This is a genomic window from Desertivibrio insolitus, assembly GCF_017355965.1.
GTDB lineage: Bacteria > Actinomycetota > Actinomycetes > Actinomycetales > Microbacteriaceae > JAFIQW01.
Genome location: NZ_JAFIQW010000002.1, coordinates 557,545 through 584,006, shown reverse-complemented (window position 1 = coordinate 584,006; position 26,462 = coordinate 557,545). Strand labels below are relative to the sequence as shown.

The 26,462-nt window shown below is 71.7% G+C and carries 30 protein-coding genes and 1 pseudogene; 6 read left to right on the top strand and 25 right to left on the bottom strand.

Annotation, left to right across the window (positions count from 1 at the left end):
* The first annotated feature begins 15 nt into the window (after window positions 1-15).
* Window positions 16-1,071, top strand: a complete 1,056-nt coding sequence (locus tag JUB10_RS06720; protein ID WP_207454881.1) for an AI-2E family transporter — start codon at window positions 16-18, stop codon at window positions 1,069-1,071.
* Window positions 1,072-1,107: 36 nt separating this feature from the next.
* Here the strand turns inward: JUB10_RS06720 and JUB10_RS06715 are convergent, their stop codons facing one another.
* From JUB10_RS06715 to rpsB, 9 genes are all read right to left on the bottom strand, one after another.
* Window positions 1,108-1,818, bottom strand: coding sequence for an alpha/beta hydrolase (locus tag JUB10_RS06715; RefSeq protein WP_207454880.1), 711 nt, complete (start codon window positions 1,816-1,818; stop codon window positions 1,108-1,110).
* A complete protein-coding gene (locus tag JUB10_RS06710; protein WP_207454879.1) occupies window positions 1,815-2,114 on the bottom strand; it encodes a hypothetical protein in 300 nt (99 codons plus the stop codon). Before JUB10_RS06710 ends, JUB10_RS06715 begins: the two co-directional genes overlap by 4 nt.
* 51 nt (window positions 2,115-2,165) lie before the next feature.
* On the bottom strand, window positions 2,166-2,885 hold the full coding sequence (locus JUB10_RS06705) for an aggregation-promoting factor C-terminal-like domain-containing protein (RefSeq protein WP_307859126.1): 720 nt from the start codon (window positions 2,883-2,885) through the stop codon (window positions 2,166-2,168).
* A 45-nt stretch (window positions 2,886-2,930) separates the two neighbouring features.
* On the bottom strand, window positions 2,931-3,488 hold the full coding sequence (locus tag JUB10_RS06700; RefSeq protein WP_207454878.1) for a DivIVA domain-containing protein: 558 nt from the start codon (window positions 3,486-3,488) through the stop codon (window positions 2,931-2,933).
* Window positions 3,489-3,524: 36 nt separating this feature from the next.
* The gene (locus tag JUB10_RS06695) at window positions 3,525-4,508 is read right to left on the bottom strand and encodes a phosphatidate cytidylyltransferase (protein WP_207454877.1); all 984 of its coding nucleotides are present in this window, start codon (window positions 4,506-4,508) and stop codon (window positions 3,525-3,527) included.
* A 12-nt stretch (window positions 4,509-4,520) separates the two neighbouring features.
* Entirely contained in the window at window positions 4,521-5,075 is a 555-nt protein-coding gene (gene frr, locus JUB10_RS06690; protein ID WP_207454876.1) for a ribosome recycling factor, read from the bottom strand.
* Between the two features lie 40 nt (window positions 5,076-5,115).
* Window positions 5,116-5,829: a UMP kinase gene (gene pyrH, locus JUB10_RS06685; RefSeq protein WP_207454875.1), complete on the bottom strand. Its 714-nt coding sequence runs from the start codon at window positions 5,827-5,829 to the stop codon at window positions 5,116-5,118.
* Window positions 5,830-5,937: 108 nt separating this feature from the next.
* The gene (gene tsf, locus JUB10_RS06680; RefSeq protein ID WP_207454874.1) at window positions 5,938-6,765 is read right to left on the bottom strand and encodes a translation elongation factor Ts; all 828 of its coding nucleotides are present in this window, start codon (window positions 6,763-6,765) and stop codon (window positions 5,938-5,940) included.
* Between the two features lie 11 nt (window positions 6,766-6,776).
* Window positions 6,777-7,742, bottom strand: a complete 966-nt coding sequence (rpsB, locus tag JUB10_RS06675; RefSeq protein WP_207454873.1) for a 30S ribosomal protein S2 — start codon at window positions 7,740-7,742, stop codon at window positions 6,777-6,779.
* Between the two features lie 280 nt (window positions 7,743-8,022).
* Between rpsB and JUB10_RS15025 the strand changes: the two are divergent.
* Window positions 8,023-8,466 (top strand): annotated as a pseudogene (locus JUB10_RS15025) (M23 family metallopeptidase); the annotation flags it as partial.
* Between the two features lie 63 nt (window positions 8,467-8,529).
* Here the strand turns inward: JUB10_RS15025 and JUB10_RS06665 are convergent.
* From JUB10_RS06665 to speB, 6 genes are all read right to left on the bottom strand, one after another.
* A complete protein-coding gene (locus tag JUB10_RS06665) occupies window positions 8,530-9,471 on the bottom strand; it encodes a tyrosine recombinase XerC (RefSeq protein WP_307859125.1) in 942 nt (313 codons plus the stop codon).
* Between the two features lie 166 nt (window positions 9,472-9,637).
* The gene (locus tag JUB10_RS14860) at window positions 9,638-9,967 is read right to left on the bottom strand and encodes a cyclase family protein (protein ID WP_307859124.1); all 330 of its coding nucleotides are present in this window, start codon (window positions 9,965-9,967) and stop codon (window positions 9,638-9,640) included.
* Window positions 9,865-10,230, bottom strand: coding sequence for a cyclase family protein (locus tag JUB10_RS14855; RefSeq protein ID WP_278250335.1), 366 nt, complete (start codon window positions 10,228-10,230; stop codon window positions 9,865-9,867). Before JUB10_RS14855 ends, JUB10_RS14860 begins: the two co-directional genes overlap by 103 nt.
* 25 nt (window positions 10,231-10,255) lie before the next feature.
* On the bottom strand, window positions 10,256-11,647 hold the full coding sequence (locus JUB10_RS06655) for a purine-cytosine permease family protein (protein WP_207454871.1): 1,392 nt from the start codon (window positions 11,645-11,647) through the stop codon (window positions 10,256-10,258).
* Between the two features lie 32 nt (window positions 11,648-11,679).
* Window positions 11,680-12,117: a nuclear transport factor 2 family protein gene (locus JUB10_RS06650; protein ID WP_207454870.1), complete on the bottom strand. Its 438-nt coding sequence runs from the start codon at window positions 12,115-12,117 to the stop codon at window positions 11,680-11,682.
* Between the two features lie 32 nt (window positions 12,118-12,149).
* Window positions 12,150-13,115 (bottom strand): agmatinase, encoded by a 966-nt coding sequence (gene speB, locus JUB10_RS06645; RefSeq protein ID WP_207454869.1) that lies wholly within the window; start codon window positions 13,113-13,115, stop codon window positions 12,150-12,152.
* 106 nt (window positions 13,116-13,221) lie between these two features.
* On the opposite strand from speB, the gene JUB10_RS06640 reads away from it, so the two are divergent.
* Window positions 13,222-13,806 (top strand): helix-turn-helix domain-containing protein, encoded by a 585-nt coding sequence (locus tag JUB10_RS06640; protein WP_307859123.1) that lies wholly within the window; start codon window positions 13,222-13,224, stop codon window positions 13,804-13,806.
* A 48-nt stretch (window positions 13,807-13,854) separates the two neighbouring features.
* Here the strand turns inward: JUB10_RS06640 and JUB10_RS06635 are convergent, their stop codons facing one another.
* Window positions 13,855-14,775: a phosphodiesterase gene (locus JUB10_RS06635; RefSeq protein WP_242682176.1), complete on the bottom strand. Its 921-nt coding sequence runs from the start codon at window positions 14,773-14,775 to the stop codon at window positions 13,855-13,857.
* 54 nt (window positions 14,776-14,829) lie between these two features.
* Between JUB10_RS06635 and JUB10_RS06630 the strand changes: the two genes are divergently transcribed.
* On the top strand, window positions 14,830-15,546 hold the full coding sequence (locus tag JUB10_RS06630; RefSeq protein ID WP_207454867.1) for an HAD family hydrolase: 717 nt from the start codon (window positions 14,830-14,832) through the stop codon (window positions 15,544-15,546).
* A 9-nt stretch (window positions 15,547-15,555) separates the two neighbouring features.
* On the opposite strand, the gene JUB10_RS06625 is transcribed toward JUB10_RS06630, so the two are convergent.
* On the bottom strand, window positions 15,556-16,986 hold the full coding sequence (locus tag JUB10_RS06625; protein ID WP_242682175.1) for a sugar porter family MFS transporter: 1,431 nt from the start codon (window positions 16,984-16,986) through the stop codon (window positions 15,556-15,558).
* Window positions 16,987-17,081: 95 nt separating this feature from the next.
* Here JUB10_RS06625 and JUB10_RS06620 point away from each other — a divergent pair, with 95 nt between their 5' ends.
* Window positions 17,082-17,867, top strand: coding sequence for an alpha/beta fold hydrolase (locus tag JUB10_RS06620; RefSeq protein ID WP_207454866.1), 786 nt, complete (start codon window positions 17,082-17,084; stop codon window positions 17,865-17,867).
* On the opposite strand, the gene JUB10_RS06615 is transcribed toward JUB10_RS06620, so the two are convergent.
* The 7 genes from JUB10_RS06615 to JUB10_RS06585 all read right to left on the bottom strand — a co-directional run bounded on the left by JUB10_RS06615 (window position 17,868) and on the right by JUB10_RS06585 (window position 25,085).
* On the bottom strand, window positions 17,868-18,461 hold the full coding sequence (locus JUB10_RS06615) for a DnaJ family domain-containing protein (RefSeq protein WP_207454865.1): 594 nt from the start codon (window positions 18,459-18,461) through the stop codon (window positions 17,868-17,870).
* Window positions 18,462-18,507: 46 nt separating this feature from the next.
* On the bottom strand, window positions 18,508-18,909 hold the full coding sequence (locus JUB10_RS06610; protein WP_207454864.1) for a YchJ family protein: 402 nt from the start codon (window positions 18,907-18,909) through the stop codon (window positions 18,508-18,510).
* Window positions 18,910-18,932: 23 nt separating this feature from the next.
* On the bottom strand, window positions 18,933-21,212 hold the full coding sequence (locus tag JUB10_RS14850) for a serine/threonine-protein kinase (protein WP_207454863.1): 2,280 nt from the start codon (window positions 21,210-21,212) through the stop codon (window positions 18,933-18,935).
* A 142-nt stretch (window positions 21,213-21,354) separates the two neighbouring features.
* Window positions 21,355-21,843, bottom strand: coding sequence for a pyridoxamine 5'-phosphate oxidase family protein (locus tag JUB10_RS06600; protein ID WP_207454862.1), 489 nt, complete (start codon window positions 21,841-21,843; stop codon window positions 21,355-21,357).
* Between the two features lie 127 nt (window positions 21,844-21,970).
* A complete protein-coding gene (gene dprA / locus JUB10_RS06595) occupies window positions 21,971-23,197 on the bottom strand; it encodes a DNA-processing protein DprA (protein ID WP_207454861.1) in 1,227 nt (408 codons plus the stop codon).
* Window positions 23,194-24,732, bottom strand: coding sequence for a YifB family Mg chelatase-like AAA ATPase (locus JUB10_RS06590; protein WP_207454860.1), 1,539 nt, complete (start codon window positions 24,730-24,732; stop codon window positions 23,194-23,196). The genes dprA and JUB10_RS06590 overlap by 4 nt, the downstream gene beginning before the upstream one ends.
* Entirely contained in the window at window positions 24,732-25,085 is a 354-nt protein-coding gene (locus tag JUB10_RS06585; protein ID WP_207454859.1) for a YraN family protein, read from the bottom strand. The genes JUB10_RS06590 and JUB10_RS06585 overlap by 1 nt, the downstream gene beginning before the upstream one ends.
* A 170-nt stretch (window positions 25,086-25,255) precedes the next feature.
* Here JUB10_RS06585 and JUB10_RS06580 point away from each other — a divergent pair, with 170 nt between their 5' ends.
* On the top strand, window positions 25,256-26,041 hold the full coding sequence (locus JUB10_RS06580; RefSeq protein ID WP_207454858.1) for an alpha/beta fold hydrolase: 786 nt from the start codon (window positions 25,256-25,258) through the stop codon (window positions 26,039-26,041).
* Window positions 26,042-26,084: 43 nt separating this feature from the next.
* Here the strand turns inward: JUB10_RS06580 and JUB10_RS06575 are convergent, their stop codons facing one another.
* Window positions 26,085-26,408, bottom strand: a complete 324-nt coding sequence (locus JUB10_RS06575; protein WP_207454857.1) for a DUF2469 domain-containing protein — start codon at window positions 26,406-26,408, stop codon at window positions 26,085-26,087.
* Window positions 26,409-26,462 lie beyond the last annotated feature (54 nt).

Below are 26,462 nucleotides of genomic sequence, written 5' to 3'. Positions count from 1 at the left end.
GATCCGGAGTGATGAGTGAGAGTACACAACCCCTTCACGATGGGGCTGCTCGGCGGTCTCGGCGTCATCGTCGCGATCGGCATCGGGCAGGCGGTCACGAATCTCGCGACGATCCTCACCTACGTCGGTGCGGCGCTCTTCCTCGCCCTCGGCATCGACCCGGCGGTGCGCTGGCTCGAGCTGCGCAAGGTGCGCCGGCCCGTCGCGATCCTCATCGTGCTCGCGGCCGTGCTGCTCGTGTTCGCGGGCATCGTGGGGGCGATCGTGCCGCTCATCGTCGCGCAGGTCGCGACCCTCGTGGAGCAGGTGCCGACCCTCATCGCGAGCATCGAGGACAACAGCTTCGTCGAGGACATCCGGCGCAACTTCCCCCTGCTCGACGTCGACCTGGTGCTCAGGGAGATCACGAACTTCTTCAGCGACCCCGCGAACGTCTCGCAGATCGGCGGCGGGGTGCTGCAGACCGGGATCGCGATCGGCACCGGCACCTTCGGCGCCGTGATCATCCTGATCCTGACGCTCTACTTCGTCGCGTCGCTCGGCTCGATCAAGCGCAGCCTGTATCAACTCGTGCCCGCCTCCAAGCGCGAGCGCTTCGCTGACCTCACCGAGCAGATCTCGGAGGCGGTCGGCAACTACGTCGTCGGGCAGGCCACTCTCGCGTCGATCAACGGGGTGCTGAGCCTCATCCTGCTCACGCTGATCCTCCGGGTGCCGTACGCGCCGCTGCTCGCGGTGATCGCCTTCCTGTGCTCGCTCGTGCCGCTCGTCGGCACGCTGACGGGGTCGACCCTCATCGTGCTCGTGACGGTGGTCACGAGCCTCGAGGAACCGTGGAAGTGGATCACCGCGATCGTCTACTACGTCATCTACATGCAGATCGAGGCGTACATCTTCACGCCGCGCATCATGACGAGGGCTGTCAGCATCCCCGGCGTGCTCGTCGTGATCGCCGCGCTCGTCGGCGGCACCCTGCTCGGCGTGCTCGGGGCGCTCATCGCGATCCCGGTCGCCGCGAGCATCCTGCTCATCGTGCGCCAGGTGCTGATCCCCCGCCAGAACGAGCTGTAGCCGCCGGATGCCTCGCCGCGAGGCATCCGGATCGTCCTAGGGCAGTTCGGTGGGCAGCGGGGCCTTCGCGGGGTTCACCCGCGCGACGATCTCGTTGAGCACGCGGTAGGTCTGGGTCTCCCCCACCCACAGGTGCTTGCCGCCCTCGACGGCGACGAGCTCGAGCTCCGGCACGGAGGCGAAGCGCTCGGCCGCCTCGGCGGGCCGGAGAAAGTCGTCGAACTCGGGCACGAGCGCGGTCACGGGCACGCCGGCGCCGTGCCACGCGGCGACCTCGGTCTCGGTGGCCCGGTGCAGCGGCGGCGACAGCAGGATCGCGCCCTCGATCGAGTAGCGCAGCCCGTACTTCAGCGCGAGCTCAGTGCCGAACGACCAGCCGACGAGCCACACGTTCGGCAGCCCGCGCTCCTCGACGAACGACATCGCGGCCTCGACGTCGTGCTCCTCGCCGACGCCCTCGCCGAACGCGCCCTCGGAGGTGCCGCGGGGGCTCGTCGCGCCGCGCAGGTTGAACCGCAGCACGGCGAGGTCGGCGAGCTCCGGCAGGCGCAGTGCCGCCTTGCGGTAGATGTGCGAGTCCATGAAGCCGCCGTGCGTCGTGAGCGGATGCAGCGTCACGAGCGTGGCGACGGGCGGACGCCCGAGCGGCATGGCGAGCTCGCCGACGAGACGCAGCCCGTCGCTCGTGGTGAACTCGACGTCCTCGCGGACGGCGGGGAGCTCGGTGTTGCCCCGGATCTCGGTCATGTGATCCTCCAGCAGTGCGTGTGCCAGTGCCGGCGCTCGGCGAGGTCGTTCGCCTCGCCGAAGAGCCCGTCGGCGCGCCAGGCCACGAGGTGGGCGGTGCCCGGCGCGATCTCGAGCGAGCAGCCGGGGCAGATGTAGACCTTCGAGGCGTTCGTCGGCGACAGCGGCTGCACGTTCCAGCTCACGCCGTGCTTCTGCTCGACCCGGCGGGTGCCGTAGAGCACGCGGCTCAGGTCGAGACCCTCGTCCTCCTCCGCCTTGCCGCGCCGATTCCTCGGGCGGTTGCTGCGCGGCATTGCCTCAGCCTAGCGAGCGACACAGGCTGGCGAGCGCCTCAGGCGGAGGACTCAGTACCAGCCGACGGACTGCGAGTGGCCCCAGGCGCCGCAGGGGGTGCCGTAGCGGCCGGAGATGTAGCCGAGGCCCCAGCTGATCTGGGTGGCGGGGTTGGTCTGCCAGTCGGAGCCGGCGCTCGCCATCTTGCTGCCGGGCAGCGCCTGCGGGATGCCGTACGCGCCGCTCGACTTGTTCTGGGCGTAGACGTTCCAGCTCGACTCCTTGTTCCACAGGGAGACGAGGCAGTCGTACTGGTCGCTGCTCCAGCCGCGGGCGAGCACCATGTCGTAGGCGATGGCCTTGGCGGTGCCCGGGTCGGGCTTGCCGGAGACCGGCGCGCTGCTGCTCTTCTTCGAGGTCGACTCCTCCGACGACGACGACGAGTCGTCCGACTCGGTCTCGATCTCGGGCGTCACGACGACGACGGGCTCGGGCTCGGGAGCCTCGGTCACGCCGTAGGCGCCGACCGCGACACTGTTGCTGAACTCGCCGGCGATGTCGATGTGCTGCGGCGGAGCCGGGGCGACGACGGGCGCGGCGGACTCGGTGGCGTAGGCGCCCGAGTACGGATCGACGATGGACACGAAGACGAAGCCCAGTGCCGCGACGAACGACGACACGGGAAGCGTGTAGCGCCGGCGGAGGGGTCGTCTGGTGAAGGAGTTCCCCTCGGCGATCGCGGCGATGGCCGCGGCGGAGGAGGACTTCAGTTCTACGGAATGCCTACCCACGATTGCCCGAGCCTACCCGATAGATAACGAAACGGCCACGAGACGTCACCGTACGGCGAGCATCACGTCGACGACGGCGTCCAGCAGCAGGTCGACCTGGGCCTCCCGGTAGCCGTTCTTCTGCGGCCGGAACGCGACCGTGCGCACCTCTTCGATGCTCATCGCGCGGCCGTCCTGGAAGTAGCGCACCAGCCGGTCGCCGAACAGGTCGACCTCGCGGCGGTTGTACCCGGTCGTGAGCAGGCCGGCCCGGTCGAACCGCTCCCCGCGCGGACGGGCGAGCCGGTCGAGCACGTCCTGCGCCACCTCGCGCGCGTGGGCGTACCAGGCGGCGTCACCGCGGGTCGCGAGCGCCCGCTCGCGTTCACGAGCGCTGAAGGCGTCCTCGAGGCGCTCCAGAGCCGCGTCGACGTGCGTCGTCGAGAAGCCGCCCTTCTGCATGCCGAAGGCGGTGCGGCGGATGCGCTCGGCATCGAGCGACGCGCTCTGCCCGCGCTCGGTCGTGTAGGCGCGGCGTGCCTCCTCGAGGAAGGCCTCGACCTCGGCGACGTCGTACCCGAGCCGCGACTTACGGACGCGGGGGAACGTGCTCACGCGACCCATTGTGCACACCGGCGGGCGCGCCTGAGGCCGCCACGCTCAGGCGACCGCCAGGAACAGCGCGTACGTCACGACGGCCGACGGGATGATCGAGTCGAGCCGGTCGAGGAAGCCGCCGTGGCCCGGCAGCCAGGAGCTGATGTCCTTCACGCCCAGGTCGCGCTTGATGAGCGACTCGATGAGGTCGCCCGCGGTGCCGGTGACGCCGACGAGGAGCCCGAACAGGATGCCGATCCAGGCGGGCTGACCGAGCAGCTGCGTCGCGAGCAGCACGCCCGTGACGACGCCGACGACCATGCTGCCGGCAAAGCCCTCCCAGGTCTTGCCGGGGCTGATGCGCGGCGCCATCTTGTGCCGGCCGAAGAGCACCCCGGAGCCCCAGGCGGCGATGTCGACGGCGATGTTCAGCAGCAGGAACGCGAGCACCCACCACTGCCCGCCGTCCTCGGCCGTCAGCACGAGCGCGAGTCCGCCGGCGACGCCGAGGTAGATCTGGATGAAGGCGCCGGCGCCGAGGTCGCGGAGCAGCGCGTCGCGCGGCACGCGGTTCGCCCGGGGCAGCACCTCGACGAGCCGCCAGACCGTGACGACGGCGATCGCGGCGAGGGACGCGAGCCAGAGGGCATCCGGCCCCCAGAAGAACCCGATGGGGAGCACGACCACGACCCCGAGCACGGAGGGCAGCCGTGGCACGTCGCGCCCGCCCTGCCGCATCGCGGTGGCGAGCTCGACGGCGCAGAAGGCCAGCAGCGCGCCGGCCACGACCATGAACAGCTCTTTGAGGAAGATCAGGCTCGCGAGCATCGTGAGCCCGAGCAGCAGTCCCGCGCCGATCGCGAGCGGGAGGTTCCGCCCGGTGCGCTTCGTCAGCTTCTCGTTCTGCGCCTCGAGCCTGGCGCGCTGGACCCGCAGCTGCTCGCGCGTCTGTTCACGCGTCGCGCGGAGCTGCTGCTTCGTCTGGTCCTTCGTCGCCCGCAGCTGCTCCTTCGTGCTGCGCAGCTGCGACTCGATGTCGCGTTTCATGGCGCCGTCGCCTCAGACCTCGAGGAGCTCCGCTTCCTTCTTCTTCAGCGCGTCGTCGATCGCGTCGATGAACGTCTTGGTGACGCCCTCGAGCTCCTTCTCGGCGCGGGCGACCTCGTCGTCACCGACCTCGCCCTTCAGCGCCTCGAGGTCGTCCTTCGCGCGGCGGCGGATGTTGCGCACCGCGACCTTCGCGTCCTCGCCCTTGCCGCGGACGATCTTGACGAACTCCTTGCGGCGGTCCTGGGTGAGCTCCGGCATCGTGATGCGGATGATGTTGCCGTCGTTCGTCGGGGTCGCGCCGAGGTTCGGGGTGTTGACGATGGCCCGCTCGATCTCCTTGAGCGCGCTCTTGTCGTACGGCGTGACGATGAGGGTGCGGGCCTCGGGGTTCTGCAGCGACGCGAGCTGCGCGAGCGGCGTCGGCGACCCGTAGTAGTCGACGAGGATGCGCTGGAACAGCTGGGGGTTCGCCCGGCCGGTGCGCACCGTCGAGAAATCGTCCTTCGCCACGTCGACGGCCTTCGACATCTTCTCCCTGGCCTCGGCCAAGACATCCGTGATCATGGGACTCCTTACGTCTCTTCTGAAGTCTAGGGTGCGGGCCTCAGTTGAAGACCCGGGTGCCGATCCGCTCGCCCCGGATGGCGGCCGTGATGTTGCCGGGCCCGTCCATGCCGAAGACGACCATCTCCATGTCGTTGTCCATGCAGAGGCTGAAGGCGGTGGAGTCGACGACCTTGAGTCCCTTGACGAGGGCCTCCTGGTAGGTGATCTCGTCGATCTTGTGCGCGTCCGGGTCGACCCGGGGGTCGGCCGAGTACACGCCGTCGACCGCATTCTTCGCGACGAGCACGACGTCGGCGCCGATCTCCAGCGCGCGCTGCGCGGAGACGGTGTCGGTCGAGAAGTACGGGAGCCCGGCGCCCGCGCCGAAGATGACGACGCGGCCCTTCTCGAGGTGGCGCTCGGCACGGCGCGGGATGTAGGGCTCGGCGACCTGCGTCATCGCGATCGCCGACTGCACGCGCGTGGCTGCGCCCGCCTGCTCGAGGAAGTCCTGCAGGGCGAGGGAGTTCATGACGGTGCCGAGCATGCCCATGTAGTCGGCGCGCCCGCGGTCCATGCCGCGCTGGCTGAGCTCGGCGCCGCGGAAGAAGTTGCCGCCGCCGACGACGACGGCGATCTCGGCGTCCTCGGTCGCGGCCGCGATGTCGCGGGCGATCCGGCTGACGACGTCGGGGTTCACCCCGAGCGCGCCACCTCCGAACGCCTCACCCGACAGCTTCAACAGCACCCGTCGCTTGCGGTTCCCGGTCATCGCGCTCCTCATGTGGGTCGTCGTCCTGATTATGGGGCAGTCGCCCGGGTCATCCCCCGGGCAGAAGAAAGGGGCCCGGGAGAATCCCGGACCCCTTCCATTCGGTCGTTACGCGCCGACCTTGATGCGGGCGAAGCCCGACACGGTCTGACCGGCGTCCTGGAGCACCTTCTGCACGGACTGCTTGGAGTCCTTCGCGTAGGGCTGCTCGAGAAGGGCGATCTCCTTGAAGAAGCCCGTCAGGCGACCCTCGATGATCTTGGGCAGCGCGGCCTCCGGCTTGCCCTCGTTCTTCGCGGTCTCGGTGACGATCTCGCGCTCCTTCTCGACGTCGGCCGCGGGCACCTCGTCGCGCGAGAGGTACTTCGGGTCGGCGAACGCGATGTGCTGCGCGATGCTGCGGGCCGTCTCGGCGTCGCCGCCGGAGTAGGCCACGACCACGCCGACCTGCGGGGGCAGGTCCTTCGAGGTCTTGTGCAGGTAGATCGCGAACTCGTCGCCCTCGACGCGGGCGACGCGACGCAGCTCGACCTTCTCACCGAGAAGAGCGGCCTCGTCGTTGATCAGCTCGGCGACGGTCTGCGACCCGACGGTCGCGGCGTTGCCGGCCTCGACGTCCGCGGCACCGGCGGCCGCGACGGCCTCCAGCACGCGGTCGGCGAGGGCGACGAACTTGTCGTTCTTGGCGACGAAGTCGGTCTCGCTCGCGAGCTCGATGAGCGTGGCGGATCCGGCCTCGGCCTTGGCGGCGACGAGACCGGCGGTGGTCGTACGACCCTCGCGCTTGGCGACGCCCTTCAGGCCCTTGACCCGGAGGATCTCGATCGCCTTGTCGATGTCGCCGTCGGCCTCGACGAGCGCGTTCTTGCTGTCGAGCATGCCCGCACCGAGGCGGTCACGCAGGGTCTTGACGTCAGCGGCGGTGAAGTTGGCCATCTGGTGATTCCTTACTTGCTCGCGGTCTTCTTGCCGGCGGGCGTCTTCTCGTCCTCGGTCGAGGTGGACTCGATCTTGGCCTCGACGTCGGCCTGGCTCTCCGGCTGGTGCTGCGGGGTCACGTCCGCGTCGCCCGACTCGAGGTTCTCGGCGGCGACGGCGTCGGCGTTGTTCTCCTCGATCGGCGCGCGCTCCTCGGTGGCGGGGGTCGACGCGTTGCCCGACTCGAGCAGCTCGCGCTCCCACTCGGCCAGCGGCTCGGCGGGCTCGGCGCCCTCCTCCGGCTTCTGGTGGCGCTGGATCAGGCCCTCGGCCGCCGCGTCGGCGACGATGCGGGTGAGCAGCGCGACCGAGCGGATCGCGTCGTCGTTACCCGGGATCGGGTAGTTGACCTCGTCGGGGTCGCAGTTGGTGTCGAGGATGCCGATGACGGGGATCCCGAGCTTGCGGGCCTCGTCGATGGCGAGGTGCTCCTTCTTGGTGTCCACGACCCAGAGCGCCGACGGCGTCTTCGAGAGGTTGCGGATACCGCCGAGCGTCTTGTGCAGCTTGTCGAGCTCGCGACGCTTGAGGAGGAGCTCCTTCTTGGTGAAGCCCTGCGTCGTGTCGTCGAAGTCGATCTCCTCGAGCTCCTTCATGCGGGCGAGGCGCTTCGAGACGGTCGTGAAGTTGGTGAGCAGACCGCCGAGCCAGCGCTGGTTCACGTAGGGCTGGTTGACGCGGGTCGCCTGCTCGGCGATGGTCTCCTGGGCCTGCTTCTTCGTGCCGACGAAGAGGATGGTGCCGCCGTGGGCGACCGTCTCCTTGACGAAGTCGTACGCCTTGTCGATGTAGGCGAGCGACTGCTGCAGGTCGATGATGTAGATGCCGGAACGCTCCGTGAAGATGAATCGCTTCATCTTGGGGTTCCAGCGACGGGTCTGGTGCCCGAAGTGGACGCCGCTGTCGAGCAGCTGGCGAATGGTGACGACGGCCATGAGCCGTTCTCCTTCTCTGTGCACGCGGACGTGCACGTTCTTCCGGTTTGTCAGGTCGCGGCGGGTGCCGCTCCTCCTGGCGCCCGGGCGCACTCCCGCCCCTCGCACTGCGGCGGAGGACCGATGGGGGTGGTGCCCGAGTGGGCGCGCGTAGTCACCCCGATGTCGAGGTGCGTGCTCATGCTACCACCCGTCCTCCCCCGCCGTCCCTGGTCCCCGGCTCTGCACCGACCGCGCACCGCCCTCCCCTCGTGCGCCTCCCGCGGCGGATGCTGGCGTCGTGCTCGTCCGCGCCGCGCTTCTCGCCGTGCTTCTCCTCACCCTTCCGCCGGGAGCGGTCTCCGCTGCCGGGTCGTCGACCCGGTCGGCGGCCTCGGTGGAGCCGCCCTGGACGTGGCCGACGCCTCCCCCGCACTCCGTGGCGCGTGCCTTCGAGGCGCCGCCGACGCCCTACGCGGCGGGCCATCGCGGCGTCGATCTCGTCGCGGCGCCGGAGGTGCAGGTGCTCGCCCCCGCGGACGGCGTGATCTGGTTCGCGGGGGTCGTGGTCGACCGGCCGGTGCTGTCGATCGATCACGGCGGCGGGCTGCTCTCGAGCCTCGAGCCCGTGCGCTCGGAACTGGCGCGCGGCGACGCCGTCACTCGCGGGCAGGTCGTCGGGGTGCTCGAACCGGGTCACTGCCCCGACGGTTGTCTCCACCTCGGCGCCAGGATCGACGGCGAGTACGTCTCGCCGATGCTGTTCCTCGGCGACGTGCCGCCGGCGGTGCTCCTGCCCACGCGCGAGCTAGGCGCGGGGGTGGGCGGTGCGGTAGCTCTCGCGCAGCCGCTCCGCCGAGACGTGGGTGTAGATCTGCGTAGTGCCGAGGCTCGCGTGGCCGAGCAGCTCCTGCACGCTGCGGAGGTCGGCGCCCCCGTCGAGGAGGTGGGTCGCGGCGCTGTGCCTGAGGGTGTGCGGGCCCGCGGGTCCCCCGCCGGGCAGCGTCGAGAGCAGGGAGCTGACGAGCGAGTAGACGGCGCGGGAGCCGAGTCGGCGGCCGGTGGCTCCGAGGAAGAGCGCGCGGGAGTCGGGGCCCGCTCCACCGGTGGACCCGGCCGCGCCGTCGGGCGCACGCGCCTGGAGCACCGGCCGGCCGTACTCGAGGTACTTGGCGAGCGCGCGGGCGGCGGGCACGCCGAACGGGACGATCCGCTCCTTGTCGCCCTTGCCGCGCACGCGGACCGTCAGACGTTCCAGGTCGAGCCCCTCGAGATCGAGGCCCACCAACTCGCTCACCCGGAGTGCGCTCGCGTAGAGCAGTTCGACGACGGCGAGGTCGCGCAGCGCGCCGGCCTCCCCCGCGTCGGCCCGCTGCTCGAGCCGCACCAGCAGGTCGTCCATCTGACCGCGCGTGAGCACGCGCGGCAGGTGCGAGTCGGACTTGGGCGCCCGCAGCCGGGCGCCGCTGTCGGGGGCGATCCCTTCCCGCGCGAGCCACGCGGTGAACGCGCGCGCCGAGGACGACCGGCGGGCGAGCGTCGCCTTCGCCGCCCCCGCCTGCGAGGCGTGCCAGAGCCAGTCGCGCAGCAGCTCGAGGCCGAGGCCCGCGACATCCGTCACGCCCTGCGACTCGGCGAACGCGACCAGTCCGGCGAGGTCGGTGCGGTAGGAGCGCAGGGTGTTGGCACTGACACCGCGCTCGAGCTCGAAGTGCTCGAGGAAGGCGTCGACGGCCCGCTCCAGTTCCACGCGACTATGGTCGCGCACGCGCAGGCGCCGCCGATCGAGCGACGCGGCCGGCGGCGGGAACGACGGGTGGCTTGCTCGGTCGAGAACGCGCGGCATGGCGGCCGGGAACCACCGGCCGCCGTGCTGCTTCGTCGAGCCGGCGCCGGCGACGCGACTGCGAGATCGATCAGTCGAAGGCGACCGCGCGCACCGGGGCGCCGTCGCCCGGCAGCCGGAGCGGGAAGAAGCCGATGCGCACGCGCTCGGGCAGCCCCTCGAGGTTCGTGAGGTTCTCGACGATGAGCGCGTCGGCGCCCAGCACGATCTGGTGCACGGGGAAGTCGCTCGTGCCGGCGGCATCCGTCGGGTCGGGGCTCAGGGTGTCGACCGCGAGAACCCGCATTCCCCGGGCGATCAGCAGCTCGGCCACCTCCGCGGCGAGCGCCGGATGCCGCACCGCCCGCTCCCCGCCGAAGTACCGGGCCCAGCCGAGGTCGAACACGACGATGGGCGGCACCCGGTCCGGCAGCTCGGCGAGGTCGCCGAGCCCGACGGTCGCGCCGTCCCGAGCCCCTCGACCCGGAGGACGAGGGCGTCGCCCACGAGCTCGTCGAGGCGCACGTCCTCCATGCCCCGGCCACCCGCGACGGTGTGCGAGGGCGCGTCGATGTGGGTTCCCGAATGCGATCCGATGTTGACCGCGGTCACCGCTGCGCCGTCGCTGTCGAGGTCGAGCGCGGGGTGGAGGTCGACGCCGGGGTCCCCCGGGTAGACCTGCATCCCCGTGCTCAGCGGGTGACTGAGGTCACGCACGCGCGCCGTCCCGCGCGGTCGCCTCCGTCAGGTGCACGCTGCGCTCGGCCGGGGTCTTCGAGCGGGACGGCAGCGACACCGCGAGGTACAGCACGAACGTCAGCACGAACGCGGGGATCGTGGCGCCGATCGGCGTCGGCAGCAGGTAGGTGAAGGCGTACGCGGTGACGGCCCCGATCACCCAGACGATGACGGCGACCCAGTTGACGCCGCCGGAGTACCAGTACCGCCCGTCGCGCTGGCGGAGGATGTCCTTCGTGTAGGTCCCGCGCTTCACGATGTAGTAGTCCGCGATCATGATCGCGAAGACCGGGGCGAAGAGAGCACCGATCGTGACGAGGAACGTCGTGAACTGCTCCAGCAGCCCGAACCACGACGCGCCGATGATCGAGATGACGCCGACGACGAGCGCGGTCGGCAGGAAGCGCAGCTTCTTGCCGCCGGGCACCGCGTTGACGACCGTCGTGACCATGCCGTAGACGACCATCGTGTTGGTCGCCATCACCGAGAGGAAGATGACGAGCGCGAGCGGGGCGCCGAACGGCGTGACGATCGTCACCGGGTCGAACGGGATCGCCTCTCCGCCGGAGAGCACGACGAACCCGATCGCCGTCGCGCCCACGATCATCGAGATCACGGTCGAGAGCGTGTAGCCGACGCCCGAGCCGATGACGCCGGCGCGGCTCGTCGCCGCGAACCGGTTGAAGTCGGCCGAGAGCACGGTCCACGAGATCGCCGTCGCGATCACGACGTCGAGCACGAGGATCGGCGTGTAGCCGAGCGACGGGTCGGCGGGGATGGCGGCGAACTCGGCGGGCGAGAACGTCGTGAACGCGATGACGAAGATGTACGCGACGATCGCGAGGATCAGCACGGCCAGCCACGGCTCGACCTTCGCGATGCCGGTGTGCCCGAAGATCGCGAGGATCACGACCAGCGTCTGGCAGACCAGCGCGAACAGTACGGGGTTCGAGAAGCCCGTCAGCGACTGCACGAGGAAGTCGAGCGCGATGCCGGCGAGCATCGCCTGCACCCAGCTCCAGCCCATGAGGATGATCACGTTGGCCGCCACGGGCAGCAGGCTGCCGCGCGTGCCGAACGGGCCGCGCGTGAGCGCCATCGTCGGCAGCCCGGTGCGCGTGCCGATGTTGCCGATGGTCACGAGCGCGGCGGCGCCGATCACCGTGCCGAGCACGATGAGCACGACGACGAGGCCGTACTCCACGCCGGGCACGAACAGGGTGCCCGTGAGCAGCGTCGTGACCACGAGGTTCGCGGCGAGCCAGATCATCCCGATGCGCGGGAGCGAGAACGAGCCGCGCACGGGGCCGGCGTCGTCGGAGTGCTCCTCCAGGTAGTCGGAGAGACGGGAGTAGAGCGACATTGCTGTTTTCTCCTTGCGGGTGCTGAGGGCGATCAGGACGCGGGGACGTCGGATGACTCGGGCAGGGGCGAGAGGTGCTCGTGCACGGCCAGGAGGCCCGTGCCGGTGGCATCCGTCTCGGCGGGGACGCGGAAGACGATGGTCTCCCGCTCGCGGTAAGACTCCCGCTCCTCGCCGGTGTCGACGGTGGTGTCGACCGTGTGGGTGAATACCGCCCCGCCGGGGAAGGTCTGCACGAGGCGGTCGCTCGACTCGCAGGAGAGGACGCGCCAGCCGGAGTCGGTCCACTCCTGCCAGAGGTGCTCGTAGGCGGCGCGGTCGTCGAGCCGCTCAGCCTCCGTGTGGAAGAGGAAGGTCGCGTCGGGCGCGAACGCCGCGAAGTATCGGGCGTCGTCGGTCGCGGCGAAGGCCTCGACGATCTCGTCCGCGGCCGCGAGCACGGCGTCGCGGGTGGGTTCGGTCTGGGTCATGCTCGGCTCCTTCGCCTGCATCCGATCGGGGGTCAGGCCTCGTCGCGGCCGCGGTGCGCGGGCGACATCGCGCTCAGCAGCTCGTACGCCACGTGGCTCGCGGCGACGGCGGTGAGCTGCGCGTGGTCGTAGGCGGGGGCGACCTCCACGATGTCCGCGCCGACGATCCGGCGGTCGGCGAGCGCCCGCAGAATCCGGAGCAGCTCGCGACTCGTCAGGCCGCCCGCCTCCGGGGTGCCGGTGCCGGGGGCGTGCGCGGGGTCGAGCACGTCGATGTCGATGGAGATGTAGAGCGGAGCGTCGCCAATGCGGGCGAGCACCCGCTCGATCGCGGCGCCGACGCCGTGCTCCTCGAGGTACTCGCTCGTCACGATCGCGAAGCCGAGGCGCGCGTCGTCCTCGAGGTCGCCCTTGTCGTAGAGCGGACCGCGGATGCCGACGTGCATGCTCGCCGTGAGGTCGATGAGGCCCTCCTCCGACGCCCGCCGGAAGGGGGTGCCGTGCGTCGTCGGGGCGCCGAAGTAGGTGTCCCACGTGTCGAGGTGGGCGTCGAAGTGCAGCACCGCGACGGGCCCGTGCTTCGCGTGCACCGCCCGCAGCAGGGGCAGCGCGATCGTGTGGTCGCCACCGATCGCGAGCAGCCGGTCCGCGCTGCCGGCGAGGGCGCGGGCGCCCTCCTCGACCTGCCGGACCGCCTCGCCGATGTCGAACGGGTTGACGGCGATGTCGCCGGCGTCCGCGACCTGCTGGTCGCCGAAGGGGAAGACGTCCTGCGCGGGGTTGTAGGGGCGCAGCAGGCGTGAGGCCTCGCGGACGTGGGCCGGACCGAAGCGGGCACCCGGTCGGTAGCTGACCCCCGAGTCGAAGGGAACGCCGACGACGGCGACGTCGGCCCGCCCGACCTCGTCGAGCCGCGGCAGGCGCGCGAACGTCGCGATGCCCGCGAAGCGCGGCACGACGCTCGCGTCGACGGGACCCACGGTCCCTTCCGTGCCCATCACCCTCGGCAGACCCGGCTCGTGTTGCATATTTGACAACTTCCGTTACTATTCAGGAAACTTGCGGCAACTGTATTGCCGCGCCCCGCCGTCGTCAAGGAGGACCGTGCGCCCGACCGCTCCCGCCGCCGGCACCGTCGAGCTCTCGATCGGTGCCAAGCTGCGCAGCACCCGGATGGCTCAGGGCCTGACGCTCGCGCAGATCGCCGAGTCGACCGGGCTGAGCAAGGGCTTCCTCAGCCGCGTCGAGCGCGACGACACCTCGCCGAGCGTCGCGACGCTCGTGCAGCTGTGCCAGGTGCTGTCGCTGCCCGTCGGCGCCCTCTTCGCGGAGCCGGAGATCCAGCTGGTCACTCGGGAGGAGGCGCCGCTGGTCAACTTCGGCGGCACCGGGGTGACCGAGCGGCTCATGTCGCCGCGGGGCGAGTCACGGGTGCAGCTGCTGCGCTCGACGCTCGAACCGGGCGCGCATGGGGGCGGCGACCTCTACACGATGAACTGCGACGTCGAGGTGCTGCACGTGCTCTCGGGCGCGCTCACGGTGCGCTTCGCCGACCGCGCGGTGCGGGTCGCCGCGGGAGACGCGCTGACGTTCCCCGGCCGGACGCCGCACACGTGGCAGGTCGAGGACGACGCGCCCGCCGAGGTGTGCTGGATCCTGTCGCCCGCGCCGTGGAGCGGTTCGGCCTGAGGCCGCACCGCGGACGCGCCCTGCCGACCCGGCCGGCGCCGGACCCGGTCAGCGCTTGCGGGAGAAGCGCTCCAGCCGGCCCGCGTCGTCGAGGGCCGCGAGCTCCTCGGCGAACGCCGCCTCGAAGCCGGCGACGACGGGGAAGGACCCGATCGGCACCGTCGTGTGGGTGACGGTGTACGGGTAGACCGCGACGAGGTTCATCGTCTGTCCGCCGTCGAGGCCGGCGAGCGACGGACGCGGCGCACCGGCGTCGATCGTGTAGCAGCTAGACGCCGCGACGGACACGGGAACCCCGGCGAACTGGCCCGTCACGCCGTGGTGGAGGTGCCCCGCGAGCACGGCGCGGACGTCGGTGCCCGCGAGAACGTCGGCCAGCTGATGCTGGTCGCGCAGCTCGAGCACGTTCATGAGCTCGACGAGGCTCGGCAGCGGCGGATGATGCAGGGCGACGATCGTGCCGAGCGGCGCGGGCTCGTCGAGCACGCCCCGCAGCCAGTCGAGCTGCTCGGGGTCGAGCCCGCCGTGGTGGTAGCCCGTGACGGTCGAGTCGAGGGCGACGATGCGCAGCCCGTCGACGTCGTAGACGCGGTCCTGCGCGCGGTCGCCGGCCTCGCCGCCGAAGAACGCATCCGCGAAGGCCGGGCGCTCGTCGTGGTTGCCCATCACCCAGACGATCTGCGCGCCGAGCCGCTCGGCGGTGGGCTCGACGATCGCACGGAGCGTCTCGTAGGCCTCCGGCTCGCCGAGATCGGTGAGGTCCCCCGTGAAGACGAGCGCCGAGATGGGCAGGCGGGATGCCTCGAGCTGGGCCAGCGCGCGCCGCAGCACGCCCTCGCTGTCGACGCCGTGCAGCCCCCGGCCGCCCGCGAGCAGGTGCGGGTCGCTGAGGTGCGCGATCACGCGCTGCGGTGCTGAATGCTGACCGAGCGGCGTCATCCGCTGCTCCTGCTGCGACTCCCCCGTCATGCCCTCAGCCTAGAACGCGCCGCCGACGGCCCGGCCGACGTGCTGGACTGAGGCGTGACCCTTCCCGCGGCCGGCCTCACGGTGAGCTTCGACCTCGACGGCACGCTCGTGCGGAGTCCGGCTGGCGTGGCGTTCCGCTCGGTCGCGGCGGGCTGGGGCGACGACGCCTGGGCCGCGGTCCTGGCGGAGCACGAGCGGCTGCTGCGGGCGGGCGAGCTCGCGGCCTACGACTGGGCCGAGCTCGCCAGACGGGAGGCGACCAGGCGCGGCCACCGCTTCGACGGCGACCTCGTGACCCCGCTGAAGCAGGCGATAGCGGAGCGGGGCGTCCGCCTGGTGCACCACGACACCCACCGCTCCCTCGCCGCGCTCAGGGCGGCAGGGGCGCGCGTCGTCGTGCTGACGAACGGGCGCCGGGAGTTCCAGCAACCGGTGCTCGAGGCTGCGGGGCTGCTCCCCGCCGTCGACGCGCTCGTCGCCTGCGACGACGTCGGTGCCGTCAAGCCGGATGCCGCGATGTTCGCGGCGGCCCGCGCGGGCGCCGACCGCCACGTGCACGTCGGCGACCGGCTCGACCACGACGTCGCGGGCGCGCTCGCCGCCGGAGCCGTCGCGGTGCTGCTGCGACCGGATGCCCCGGCCGAGTCATCCGCGCTCCCCGGCTTCCTCGACGCGGTGCGCGCCGCGGAGGGCGGCAGCGCTCCCCCGGTCACCCCCGACGCGGTGCTGCGCGACCTTGGCGAGGTCGTCGCGTTCGCGCTCGGCCGCTAGCGGAAGGCGTCAGCGGCGCCGAGCGGGGCGCTCGCTCTCGGTGTCCATCTCCTCGAGCGCCCGCCCCTTCGTCTCCCGCACGAAGAAGAAGGTGAAGACGAGCGAGAGCAGCGCGAAGAACGCGTACAGGCCGTAGGTGAACGGCAGCGAGAAGTCGCTGAGGATCGGGAACGTCACGGTCACCACGAAGTTGGCGATCCAGTTGACGGCCGAGCCGATGCCGAGCGCCGCGGCGCGGATGCGGTTCGGGAACATCTCGCCGAGCAGCACCCACATGATCGGGCCCCAGGTCGCGCCGAACGAGACCACGAACAGGTTCGCGCCGACGAGGGCGATGGCGCCCCAGGGCTGCGGGAGGCTGAGCGCGTCGCCGTCGACCGTCGCCTGGCTGAACGAGACGGCGATCGCGGCGAGGGACAGCATCATGCCGATCGAGCCGGCGAGCAGCAGCGGCTTGCGGCCGACCTTGTCGACGAGCCAGATCGCGACGAACGTGACGGCGACGTTGGTGATCGCCGTGATCACGGAGAAGAGGGCGGCGTTGTTCTCGAACCCGACGCTCGTCCACAGCGAGGTCGAGTAGTAGAAGATGACGTTGATCCCGACGAACTGCTGGAAGATCGCGATCGCGATGCCGACCCAGACGATCGGCTGCAGCCCGAAGGCCGGTCCGCGCACGGAGGCCTTCTTCTGCTGCTCGTCGGCCTTGATGGCGCGGCGGATGTCGGAGAGCGTGGTCTCCACGGTGTCCGGCGGCTGGATCGTCTCGAGCACCTGGCGGGCCTCGTCCTGGCGGCCCTCCGCCGCGAGGTACCGCGGCGACTCGGGCAGGCGCCACGCGAGGTAGCCGTAGACGGCGGCGGGGACGACACCGACGAGGAACATCCAGCGCCAGGCATCCCAGCCGAACCAGAACGGCTCGGTCGCGCCGCCGGCGCCCTGGTCGATGAAGAAGTCGCTGAGCAGCGCGGCGAAGATGCCGAGCGTGATGGCGAGCTGCTGGAGGGAGGCGAGCGTGCCGCGGACGCCCTTGGGCGCGACCTCGGCGATGTACGCGGGGGCGATCACCGAGGCGATGCCGATGCCGAGACCGCCGACGAGACGCCACAGGATGAGGTCCCAGACCGCGAACGCGGCGGCGCAGCCGATCGCGCTGATGAAGAACAGGGCGGCGCCGATGAGCATGACCTTGATGCGCCCGATGCGGTCGGCGAGCGACCCGGCGAGGTAGGCGCCGACCGCGCAGCCCAGCAGGGCGGAGGCGACCGCGAATCCGGTCAGCGCGGGGTCGAGCGAGAACTCGCTCTCGATCGCGTCGACCGCACCGTTCACGACGGAGGAGTCGAAACCGAAGAGGAAGCCGCCGATGGCCGCGGCGATGGCGAGACCCGTCACCCGGCGTCGCATCTGCGGGGGGAGGGTCTCGGTCTCAGCACTCATGCCTTCCACTCTCGCACCCCTTGCGGGCTGTGCAAACTTGAGGCATCCTGCAGGACCTTCCGGGGAAAGCTTGTCGTTTTCGCCATGATGGGGACATGCCGTCCTTCGTGCCGAGCTCTCCCCCGCCCCAGGCCGTGATGTCCCCCGACGGGCTGAAGCTCGCGACGTACGACTTCGGCGGCGAGGCCGACGCCCCCGTCGTGCTCGCCGTGCACGGCTTCGCCTCGAGCGGCATCGCCAACTGGCACGCCACGGGCTGGACGCGGGAACTCGGACGCGCCGGCTACCGGGTGGTCGCGATCGACCAGCGCGGGCACGGCCGCAGCGACAAGCCCGACGAGCCGAGCGCCTACTCGATGGAACTGCTCGTGCAGGACGTGCTCACCGTCATGGACACCTACCTGCTCGACGAGGTCGTGTTCGTCGGGTACTCGCTCGGCGCCCGCGTCGGCTGGCACGCGTGCGTCGATCTGCCCGAGCGGATCTCGAAGGCGGTGCTCGGCGGGATCCCCGACGGCGATCCGCTCACCCGCTTCCGCGTCGACGAGGCCCGCGCGTTCGTCGAGTCGGGTGAGCCCGTGCAGGATCCGCTGACCCAGGCGTACCTGACGATGGCGTCCCGCATCCGGGGCAACGAGCTGCCCGCGCTCGTGAGCCTCGTCGAAGGGATGCGCGGCGGGCCGCAGCCCGACCCGGCGAACCCGCCGCGGCAGCCCGTGCTCTTCGCGACCGGCAGCGAGGACCGCATCCTCGAGAAGTCGCGCGCGCTGGCCGCCGGGTGCCCGCAGGGCTCGTTCCACGAGATCCCGGAGCGCAACCACTTCAACGCCCCGACCGCCCGCGACTTCCGCATCGCGGCGCTGGAGTTCCTGGCTCGCTGACTAGCCGCGTCGCTCCTGACGGCGTCGGCGACGGCGCTCCCGCCACGAGAGCTGCGCGTACTCCGCGGCCTCCCGTTCGCGCTCGGCCTCGCGCTCACGGCGCCGCGCGTCGCGTCGCTCGAGCCAATGCTGGAGCTCGAGCTCGACGTCGCGCGTCGGCGTCACGACGGGCGGACCGCCCTGCAACTGCCGGCGCGCCTCGATCACGCGGCGGTTGAAGTCCTCGAGGTACTCGCGCACTGCGGCCACCGAGGCCAGGGCGTCGAGGCGCTGCTCGAGCTCGGCGTGCTCCGTGCGCAGGGTGAGGGCGGGCGGGCCGAGGCCGGTCAGCTGCTCGCGTTCGATCTTCCGGCGGATCCACCAGTCGGGATCGTGCGGGCGGCCCAGCCCGTCGAGCGGCTTGCCGGCGCCGGGCAGGTCGTCGAAGTCGCCGCGGCGAATCGCCTGCGCGACGACCGTCTCGACGTACATGGCCCGCTGCTCCGGCGTCGCCCGGCCGGCGGCCGGCTGCTCCTCGTCCTCCGCCTGGTCCGGCGTCTCGCGGTCGACGCGGTAGCGGGCCGCACTCAGCCGTGGATCGGGTCGCTCGGGCATCCGTCCTCCTCGTCGCCGAGAGTAGAACCGCGTGCTGGATGCCGCGTCAACGCGGCAGGTCGTCGTTCAGCTGGTCGCCGTCGACGTACACCCAGCGGCCCTCGTGCCGCGTGAAGCGGCTGCGCTCGTGCATCAGCCCGGCGCTCTTGGCAGAACGGTACGAGGCACGGAACTCGACGACGCCGTCAGTGTCGGCCTCGCCGCCCGCCGTGGTGTCGACGATCTGCAGGCGCCGCCACACGACGTCGTCGTCGAGCTCGAGCGGGTCGGGGCGGGTCGACGGATGCCACGTGCGCGAGAGGTAGGCGGCGTCGGCGAGCGCGAAGGCGCTGAACCGCGACCGCATGAGCGCGAGCGCGGTGGGCGCTGGCGCCCCGGCGTGCAGCGGCCCGCAGCACCCCGAGTACGGCGTGCCGCTGCCGCAGGGACAGGGGGCGTCGGAGGTCATCCGGCCATTGTCGCGCGCTGGCCTCAGAGCGTCATCGACCGGTCGATCTTGAGGATGCCGTCCTGCTCGACGAACACGTAGCGGCGGCGCTCCGACTCGCTCGATCCGTCGTTGTAGACGTAGGTGACCGTCGCCTCGACCTCGGTGCCGGACACGACCGCGACGTCACTCACGGTGACGTCGCTGAACTGGCTCCAGAACTCGTCGAAGTACGCCTTGTCGATCGGCTCGCCGCTCTGGTAGTTCGGCGTCAGTCGCTCCCATGCCCCGTCGGTGTCCTCGGGCAGCAGTGCGTAGTAGCCGGCGACCGCGCCCTCGGGAGTCGTCGCCTGACCGCGGTCCTCGGGAGCGGGTTGCGGCTCGGGCTGCTCGCTGGGCTGTTCGCTGGGCTGCTCGCTCGAAGTCTCGGGAGACGGCTCCGGCTGGGCGCTCGCTCCCCCGCCGCCCTCGTCGGACTCGGACTCCGACGGCGCGGCGTCGCTGGGCTCGGAGGTGGTGGCGTCCGGCGCGCTCTGCGGGTCCTCGCCACCCCCGGGAAGCAGCGAGGGGACGAGGAAGAGCGCCGCGAGCACGGCGGCCGCGACGAGCAGCAACGCGAGAAGGGCGCGCCGGCGACCTCGTCGAGGTTCGTCCTCGCCGGGCGGCGCGGCGGCGGGAGCCGGGGCGCCAGGTCGGACGACGGTGGGGGCGGTCGGCTGGGAGGGCGGAAGCGGCGGCGCCGCGGGCAGCCGCCGGGTGTCGGGCTGGGCAGTCGACGCGGCGGGAGCGGCACGCGGAGCGCGGGCGGTCGGAGCATCGGTGCCGGTCGGCGCCGCCGGGGCGGGCTGCTCGCTGCGTGGGGCGGGCGCGGTCATCGCGGCCGTGGGTGGGAGGGTGTCGCCCTCGGATGTCCACGGCTCGGTCGCGGCACCGGTCTCGGTGCCGGCGCCGTCCTCGGTTTCCGCCGCCGCTGGGTCGTGCGCGATCACCGGCGCGGTCGCGGCGGGCTCGGCTCCCGGGGCGGTCGCGTCGTGCTCGGTTCCCGAAGCGGTCGCGTCGGGCTCGGTTCCCCGCGCGGTTGGGGACTCTTGTGCCTCGTCGGGGGCTGGCTTCGGTGTGGGCGTCTCCTCCGCGGCCGTTGCGGTCGAGGGTTCCGGCGCTGTCGGCGATTCGGTCGCCGTCTGCTCCTGCGCTACCGGCGCTTCCGCCTCCGGATGCTCCTGCCCGGCGGTCGCGTCCGACCGCGGTTGTTCCTGCGCCTCCGGGGTTTCCGCCGGGGCGACTCTCGCACCCGTCGGCTCGGCCATCCGTTCGGTCGGCACGGACGCGGCTGCGGCAGCGCCGGCTCCGGCGGCCGCCGCTCCCGCTGCTGCCGCCGCTCCGGCTGCGCCTGCAGCCGCAGGTGGCATCGCCGGAGCTCCCCCGCCTGCCACCGCGCCGCCGTAGCGGACGCGGGTGGCGGGATCGGGCACGGGTGGGATGGGCAGCGTCGGCTTCTCGGAGCCGAGGCCCTTCTGCAGCCCGGCGAGCAGCGACGCGACCGCCTTCATCGACGGCCGCTCCTTCGGGTCGAGCGACAGCATGTCGAGCAGGAACGGGGTCAGCGGCCCGCCGTTGGCGGGCGGCGGGAAGCGTCCCGTCGCGACCTTGTGGAGCAGGGCGATGGAGTTCGGGTCCGACCCGAAGGGCGGCTGGCCCTCCAGGGCGGCGTACAGCGTCGAGCCGAGCGAGAAGACGTCCGAGGCGTAGGTCGAGTCGCTACCGCGGGCGACCTCGGGGGCGAGGTAGGCGGGGGTGCCGTAGACCATGCCGGTGCGGGTGAGCGTCGCGTCACCCAGCGCGTGCGAGATGCCGAAGTCGCTGATGTGGGCGCTGCCCTCCTCGTCGATGAGGACGTTGCCGGGCTTCACGTCACGGTGGACGATCTTGAGCCGGTGAGCGGCGGCGAGCGCGGACGCGATCTCGGCGCCGATCCGAGCGACCTGCGGGGGCGTGAGCAGACGCTCGCGCAGGATCGCCGACAACGGAGTCGAGGGCAGGTACTGCATGATGAGGCACGGCTTGCCCTCGTGCTCGACGGCGTCGAACACCGGCACCGCGTGCGGATGGTGGAGCCGCGCCGTGATGCGCGCCTCGCGCATCGCCCGGTTCTTGGCCTCCTCGGCCTCGTCCTCGGTGACACCAGCACCCGTGCGCAGTTCCTTGATGGCGACGGGGCGCTGCAGCCGCTCGTCCCAGCCCTCCCACACGACGCCCATGCCGCCGCCGGCGATCACTCGCACGAGGCGGTAGCGATCGGCGAGGAGAGTCTGCGGCACGCTCACCGGGACTCCCTCCTTCCGAAACCGAGAGAATCGAGCCTATTGCGGGGATCTGCGAGGGATCCGGGGAGCGGGCTGAATTCCCAGCCTGGGCGCGGGCACGCCGAAGTGGTCGGGCCGGGAGTCATCCGACCCGGGTCGCCGATCAGAGTTGGACCGTCTTGTTCTCCCCCAGGTCGGGCGTGCTGCCGGTCACCCGCGCCTTCACGTACTTGAGCAGGGTGACGGGCTTCGGATCGAGGTTCGCCCAGTACTCGGCACTCTCGGCGGTCACCTTGATGAGGGCGACCTTCGGGTCGTCCTTGCCGTTCTCGAACCACGCGTCGATCTGCGGGCTCCAGTACTGCTCGATCTTCGCCCGGTCGTGCACGATCGAGGCGCGCCCGGAGAGCGAGAGGTACCCTTTGCCGGAGTCGTACGACACGTTGACGTGCGAGTCGTGCTCGATCTCGTGCACCTTGTTCGAGGGGTCGTAGGTGAAGAACCACACGTCGCCGTCGAACTCGACGTCGACGGTCGCGAGCGGACGGCTGACGAGCCGCCCGTCCTCCGTCGAGGTCGTGAGCACGCCGATCTTCGCGCTCTTCACGATCGCCGTGATCTTCTCGAGCTCGTCGTTGCTCGCCGTCGTCATGCCGCGTCCTCCCGTCCGTCGACCTCCGATTCCGCGGTGGTCTCGTCCGACGCTAGGAGGCGCCGGAAGCGCGGGCGAGGGATCGCAGGCGATCGGCACCGTTCACGGAGGTCCCGTCCAGGGGCGATCAGGTGCTCACGCGCGTGCGGCGGACCCAGCCGTGCTCGCGCTCCGCGACGCGACCGTCGAGGGCGAGCAGCCCCAGGGTCGAGCGCACGATCGCCGGGGCGAGGCCCGCTCGCGCTGCGATGTCGTCCACGCTGCGCGCCCTCTGCCCGAGCGCGTCGAGCACCCGGGTCTCCTCCGACGACGGGCCCGGAATCGGGACGTCCACGCCGCCCGAGCCGCGATCCAACGGCGCGAGTTCGGCCATCTCGTCCGGCGTCGTCACGCACTCCGCGGAGAAGTCCCGCAGCAGCCTGTGGCACCCGGCGGATGCCGGCGAGGTCACGGGTCCCGGTACAGCACCCAGAGGGCGGCCGAGCGCAGCGGCATGGCCGGCGGTGTTCAACGAACCCGACCGACGCCCGGCCTCGACGACGACGGTCGCGAGGCCGGCGGCGGCGATCAGGCGATTGCGCTGGAGGAAGCGCCACTTGGTGGGCGCACTGCCGCAGGGCACCTCCGACACGACCGCTCCCCCGTTCTCGACCATGCGGGTGAGCAGACCGTCGTGCCCGCTCGGGTAGTACCGATCGACCCCGCCCGCGAGGAACGCGACGGTACGGCCTCGGCTCGCGAGCGCGGCCCGGTGCGCCATCCCGTCGATGCCGTAGGCGGCGCCACTGACGATCGTGTAGCCGCGATCGACCAGCCCGGCGGACGCCTCCATCGTCACGTGCTCCCCGTAGCCGGTCGCGGCGCGCGCGCCGACGATCGCGATGGACGCACTCAGGGTGGTCAGCGCGGCCGAGTCGCCGCGCACCCACAGGGCGAGCGGGGCGTGGTGCCCGAGATCGTCGAGACCGACCGGCCACTCCTCGTCGCCCGGCACGACGAGGCGCGCGCCGATGCGCCCGGCCTGCCGGAGGGCGGCGAGCGCGGTGGTCGTCGCGAGCCGCGGAGCCCAGCGGTCGAGCGCGGCGGTCACCTCGGCGACCGAGGCGTCCTCCCCGCCCTCGTGCAATCGGGTCAGGAGCGCGTCGGGGGCGGCCTTCGCCAGGACGAGTTCGAGCGCCTCGCGCGGGCCGAGGGCGGCCACGAGCGCACCCGCGAGGCGGTCGCCGGGCTCGGCGACGCCCGACCAGACGGCCAGCGCAAAACGATGCGCGACGGCGTCGCCGTCGAGTCCGTGTGCGGCCACCGCCCGGATCAGGGGTCCGGCGATGGTCTCCTTGACGCCGAGGATCGTCATGACGAGAGGGCCTTTCTGAGGTAGAGGGCGCGGCCGACGTGGTCGGGCCCGGGACGGTCGGCGCCGTCGAGGTCGGCGACCGACCACGCGACGCGGAGCACGCGGTCGTACCCGCGCATCGTGATGCCGCCGCGCTCGAGCGCTCGATCGAGCGGCGCGGTGACGGAGGGCTGCAGCCGATGCGGCCCGGAGCGCAGCCAGGAGCCGGGCACGTGCGAGTTCAACCGCCAGGGGCTTTCGCGGAGGCGGTCGGCGGCGGCGGCGCGGGCTCGTTCCACCCGCCTGCGCGCCGTCGCCGTGTCGAGCCGCGGTGCGTCCGCGTCGGCGAGGCGGAGCCGCGCCGCGGTGATGCGCTGCACCCGCAACTGGATGTCGATGCGGTCGAGCAACGGCCCGGAGAGCCGCCCGAGGTAGCGGCGCCGGAGAGCCGGCGGGCACTCGCACGAGGCATCCGTCGCCCCGAACTGACCGCAGGGGCACGGATTCGCCGCGAGCACGAGCTGGAACCGGCTCGGGAAGTGCGCGACGGCGTTCGCGCGGTGGATCGACACCTGCCCGGACTCGAGCGGTTGCCGCAACGTGTCGAGTGCGGCCGCGGTGAACTCGGGCGCCTCGTCGAGGAAGAGGACGCCGTGCGAGGCGCGCGGAGCTGCGCCGGGTCTGATCCACGAGCTGCCGCCGCCCACCAGGGCGGCCGGGGTCGCGGTGTGGTGCGGCGCCTCGAACGGAGGTCGGGTCGCGAGCGTCGCGCCGACGGGGAGCCCGGCGAGTGATCGGACGGAGGTGACCTCGATCGCCGCCTCGGTCTCCAGGTCGGGCAGCAGCCCGGGCAGGCGGGCGGCGAGCATCGTCTTGCCGGCCCCCGGCGGGCCGAGGAGGAAGAGGTGGTGACCGCCCGCGGCGGCGACGAGCAGCGCGTCGACCGCCTCCTCGTTGCCGACGACCTCGGCGAGGTCGAGCGTCTCGTCCGGACGCGGCGGAGCGGCGGCGCGCGTCACGACGTGGACGGGCTCGGGCTCGAGTTCCGCTCCGTGCCAGATCGCGGCGTCGCGCAGCGAGGCGACTCCGACGACGCGGATGCCGGGCACGAGCGCGGCCTCCTCGGCGTCGGCCGCGGGAACCATGACGGTCGAGGCACCGGCCCTCCGGGCGGCGAGTGTCGCGGGGAGCACACCCGTTCCGGGCCGCAGCCGGCCGTCGAGGCCGAGCTCGCCGAGATGCACGACCCGGCCGACGGACTCGGCCGACACCGAGCCGGCGGCCGCGAGCACCGCCAGCGCGATCCCGAGGTCGAACGCGGACCCGTGCTTGGGCAGCGCGGCGGGCGAGAGATTCACCGTGATGCGGCGGTTGGGCAACGGGCATCCGGCGTTCGTCGCCGCGGACCGCACCCGCTCCTTCGCCTCGCCGAGGGCGGCGTCGGCGAGGCCGATCAGCACGAAGTGCGGGACGTTGGCGGAGATGTCCGCCTCGATCTCGACCGGGCTGCCCGCGAGCCCGAGCAGGGCGACGGAGGTGGTTCGGGCGAGGGGCATCAGAAGATCCGCTCGAGATGCTCGATCGTCGGGGTCCGTCCGGCGCCGGTCACGGCGACGGCGTCGATCCGCACGTGGCCGTGCATAAGCGGGTGGGCCTCGCACCAGGCGGCCGCCAGGCGCCGCAGCCGCGCGAGCTTCGTCGCGGTGATCGCGGCGAACGGATGACCGAAGCCCGTTCCCGCCCGGGTCTTGACCTCGACGAACACGAGGTCACGTCCGTCCCGGGCGACGATGTCGAGCTCGCCCTGCGAGCACCGCCAGTTGCGGTCGAGGATCGTCAGGCCCTTCGCCGCCAGGTACTCGCCGGCGAGCGCCTCACCGCGCCGCCCGAGGTCGTCCTTCGCTGCCATGCGTCGAGGGTCGCCCGGACGGATGCCCCGTCTAGCCGCCTCGAGCCGATCGGTGCAGTGCGGCAATGGTGTGGCGGGTGGGAAGGAGAAGAGACTCTGCCGCCTGCTCCACCTACCGGGTTACGCAACCGTCAGGCCATACACTCGCGGAAGTCGACGTGAGGGGTGGAATGGCGGAGTTCGACCTGGACGGTGGGATGCCCGGGGTCAAGGTCTTCGGCAACCCCGCGGGGCGGCCGGTGGTCTTCGGGCACGGGTCAAGCGCCGAGACCGTGTGGCGCCAGATCGTCCCCGCTTTCCTCGACGACCACCGCGTCGTGCTCGTCGACCACTCGGCGCTCGCACCCGACGCCGTCGGCGACAAGTACGAACTGCTCGCCGCGGGCGTCACCGACCTGGTGCGCGTGGTCACCGAGCTCGAGCTCGACGACCCCGTGTTCGTCGGGCACTCGGCCAGCGCGGTCGTCGGCGCGCTGACATCCGTGCAGCAGCCGTTCCTGTTCTCCTCGCTCGTGCTCGTGAGCCCGTCGTTCCGCCACCTCGGCCGGGCGTTCAACGAGTACGACGGAGACGAGCCCGACATCTCGACGATGTTCGGCGCGCTGTCGAACGAGACGCTCGGGACGCTGCGGGCGATGGCAGCGGAGATCCAGGCGGGGGCGTCAGGCGAGGAGTCGGCGTTCGCCGCGCCGCGAGGGAGACGCGCCGCCGCCCCGTCGGCGTCGTACCACTACTTCCCGCTGCCGACGCTGATCCTGCAGTCGGCGTTCGAGATGCTCGAGGCCGACGGCGTGGCCGGCTATCTGCGCAGCCACATCCCGGAGTGCGAGTTCGTCGTCATGACGGCGTCCCACGCCGACGGCGCCGCGGTGCCCTCGGAGGTCGGCACGGCTATCCGCTCGTTCCTCGTGCGCTCGGCGCCGAGGCGCGCGAATCGCGTCGCGCCGCGAGCCTGAACACCCGGCGACTGAACCGCGGCCGGGAAGGGACGCGGCGGCGTCACTCGTCGAGCGCGAGCTCCTTGGGCAGCTCGAGCTCCTTTGAGGAGAGCTCCTCGATGTTGACGTCCTTGAACGTCAGCACCCGCACGCTCTTCACGAAGCGGTCGGCGCGGTACACGTCCCAGACCCAGACGTCGTGCATCTCGATCTCGAAGTAGAAGTCGTTGCCCATGTCGCGGATCGTCTGCGACACCTCGTTGGCGAGGTAGAACCGCCGCTCGGTCTCGACCACGTACTTGAACTGGCCCACGATGTCCCGGTACTCCCGGTACAGCGCCAGCTCGACCTCGCGGTCGTAATCCTCGAACTCGTCCTCGTCCATAGCCCCGTCAGTCTAATCGCCGCGGGGGAAGGGCGACGCCGGTTGACGCGAGCG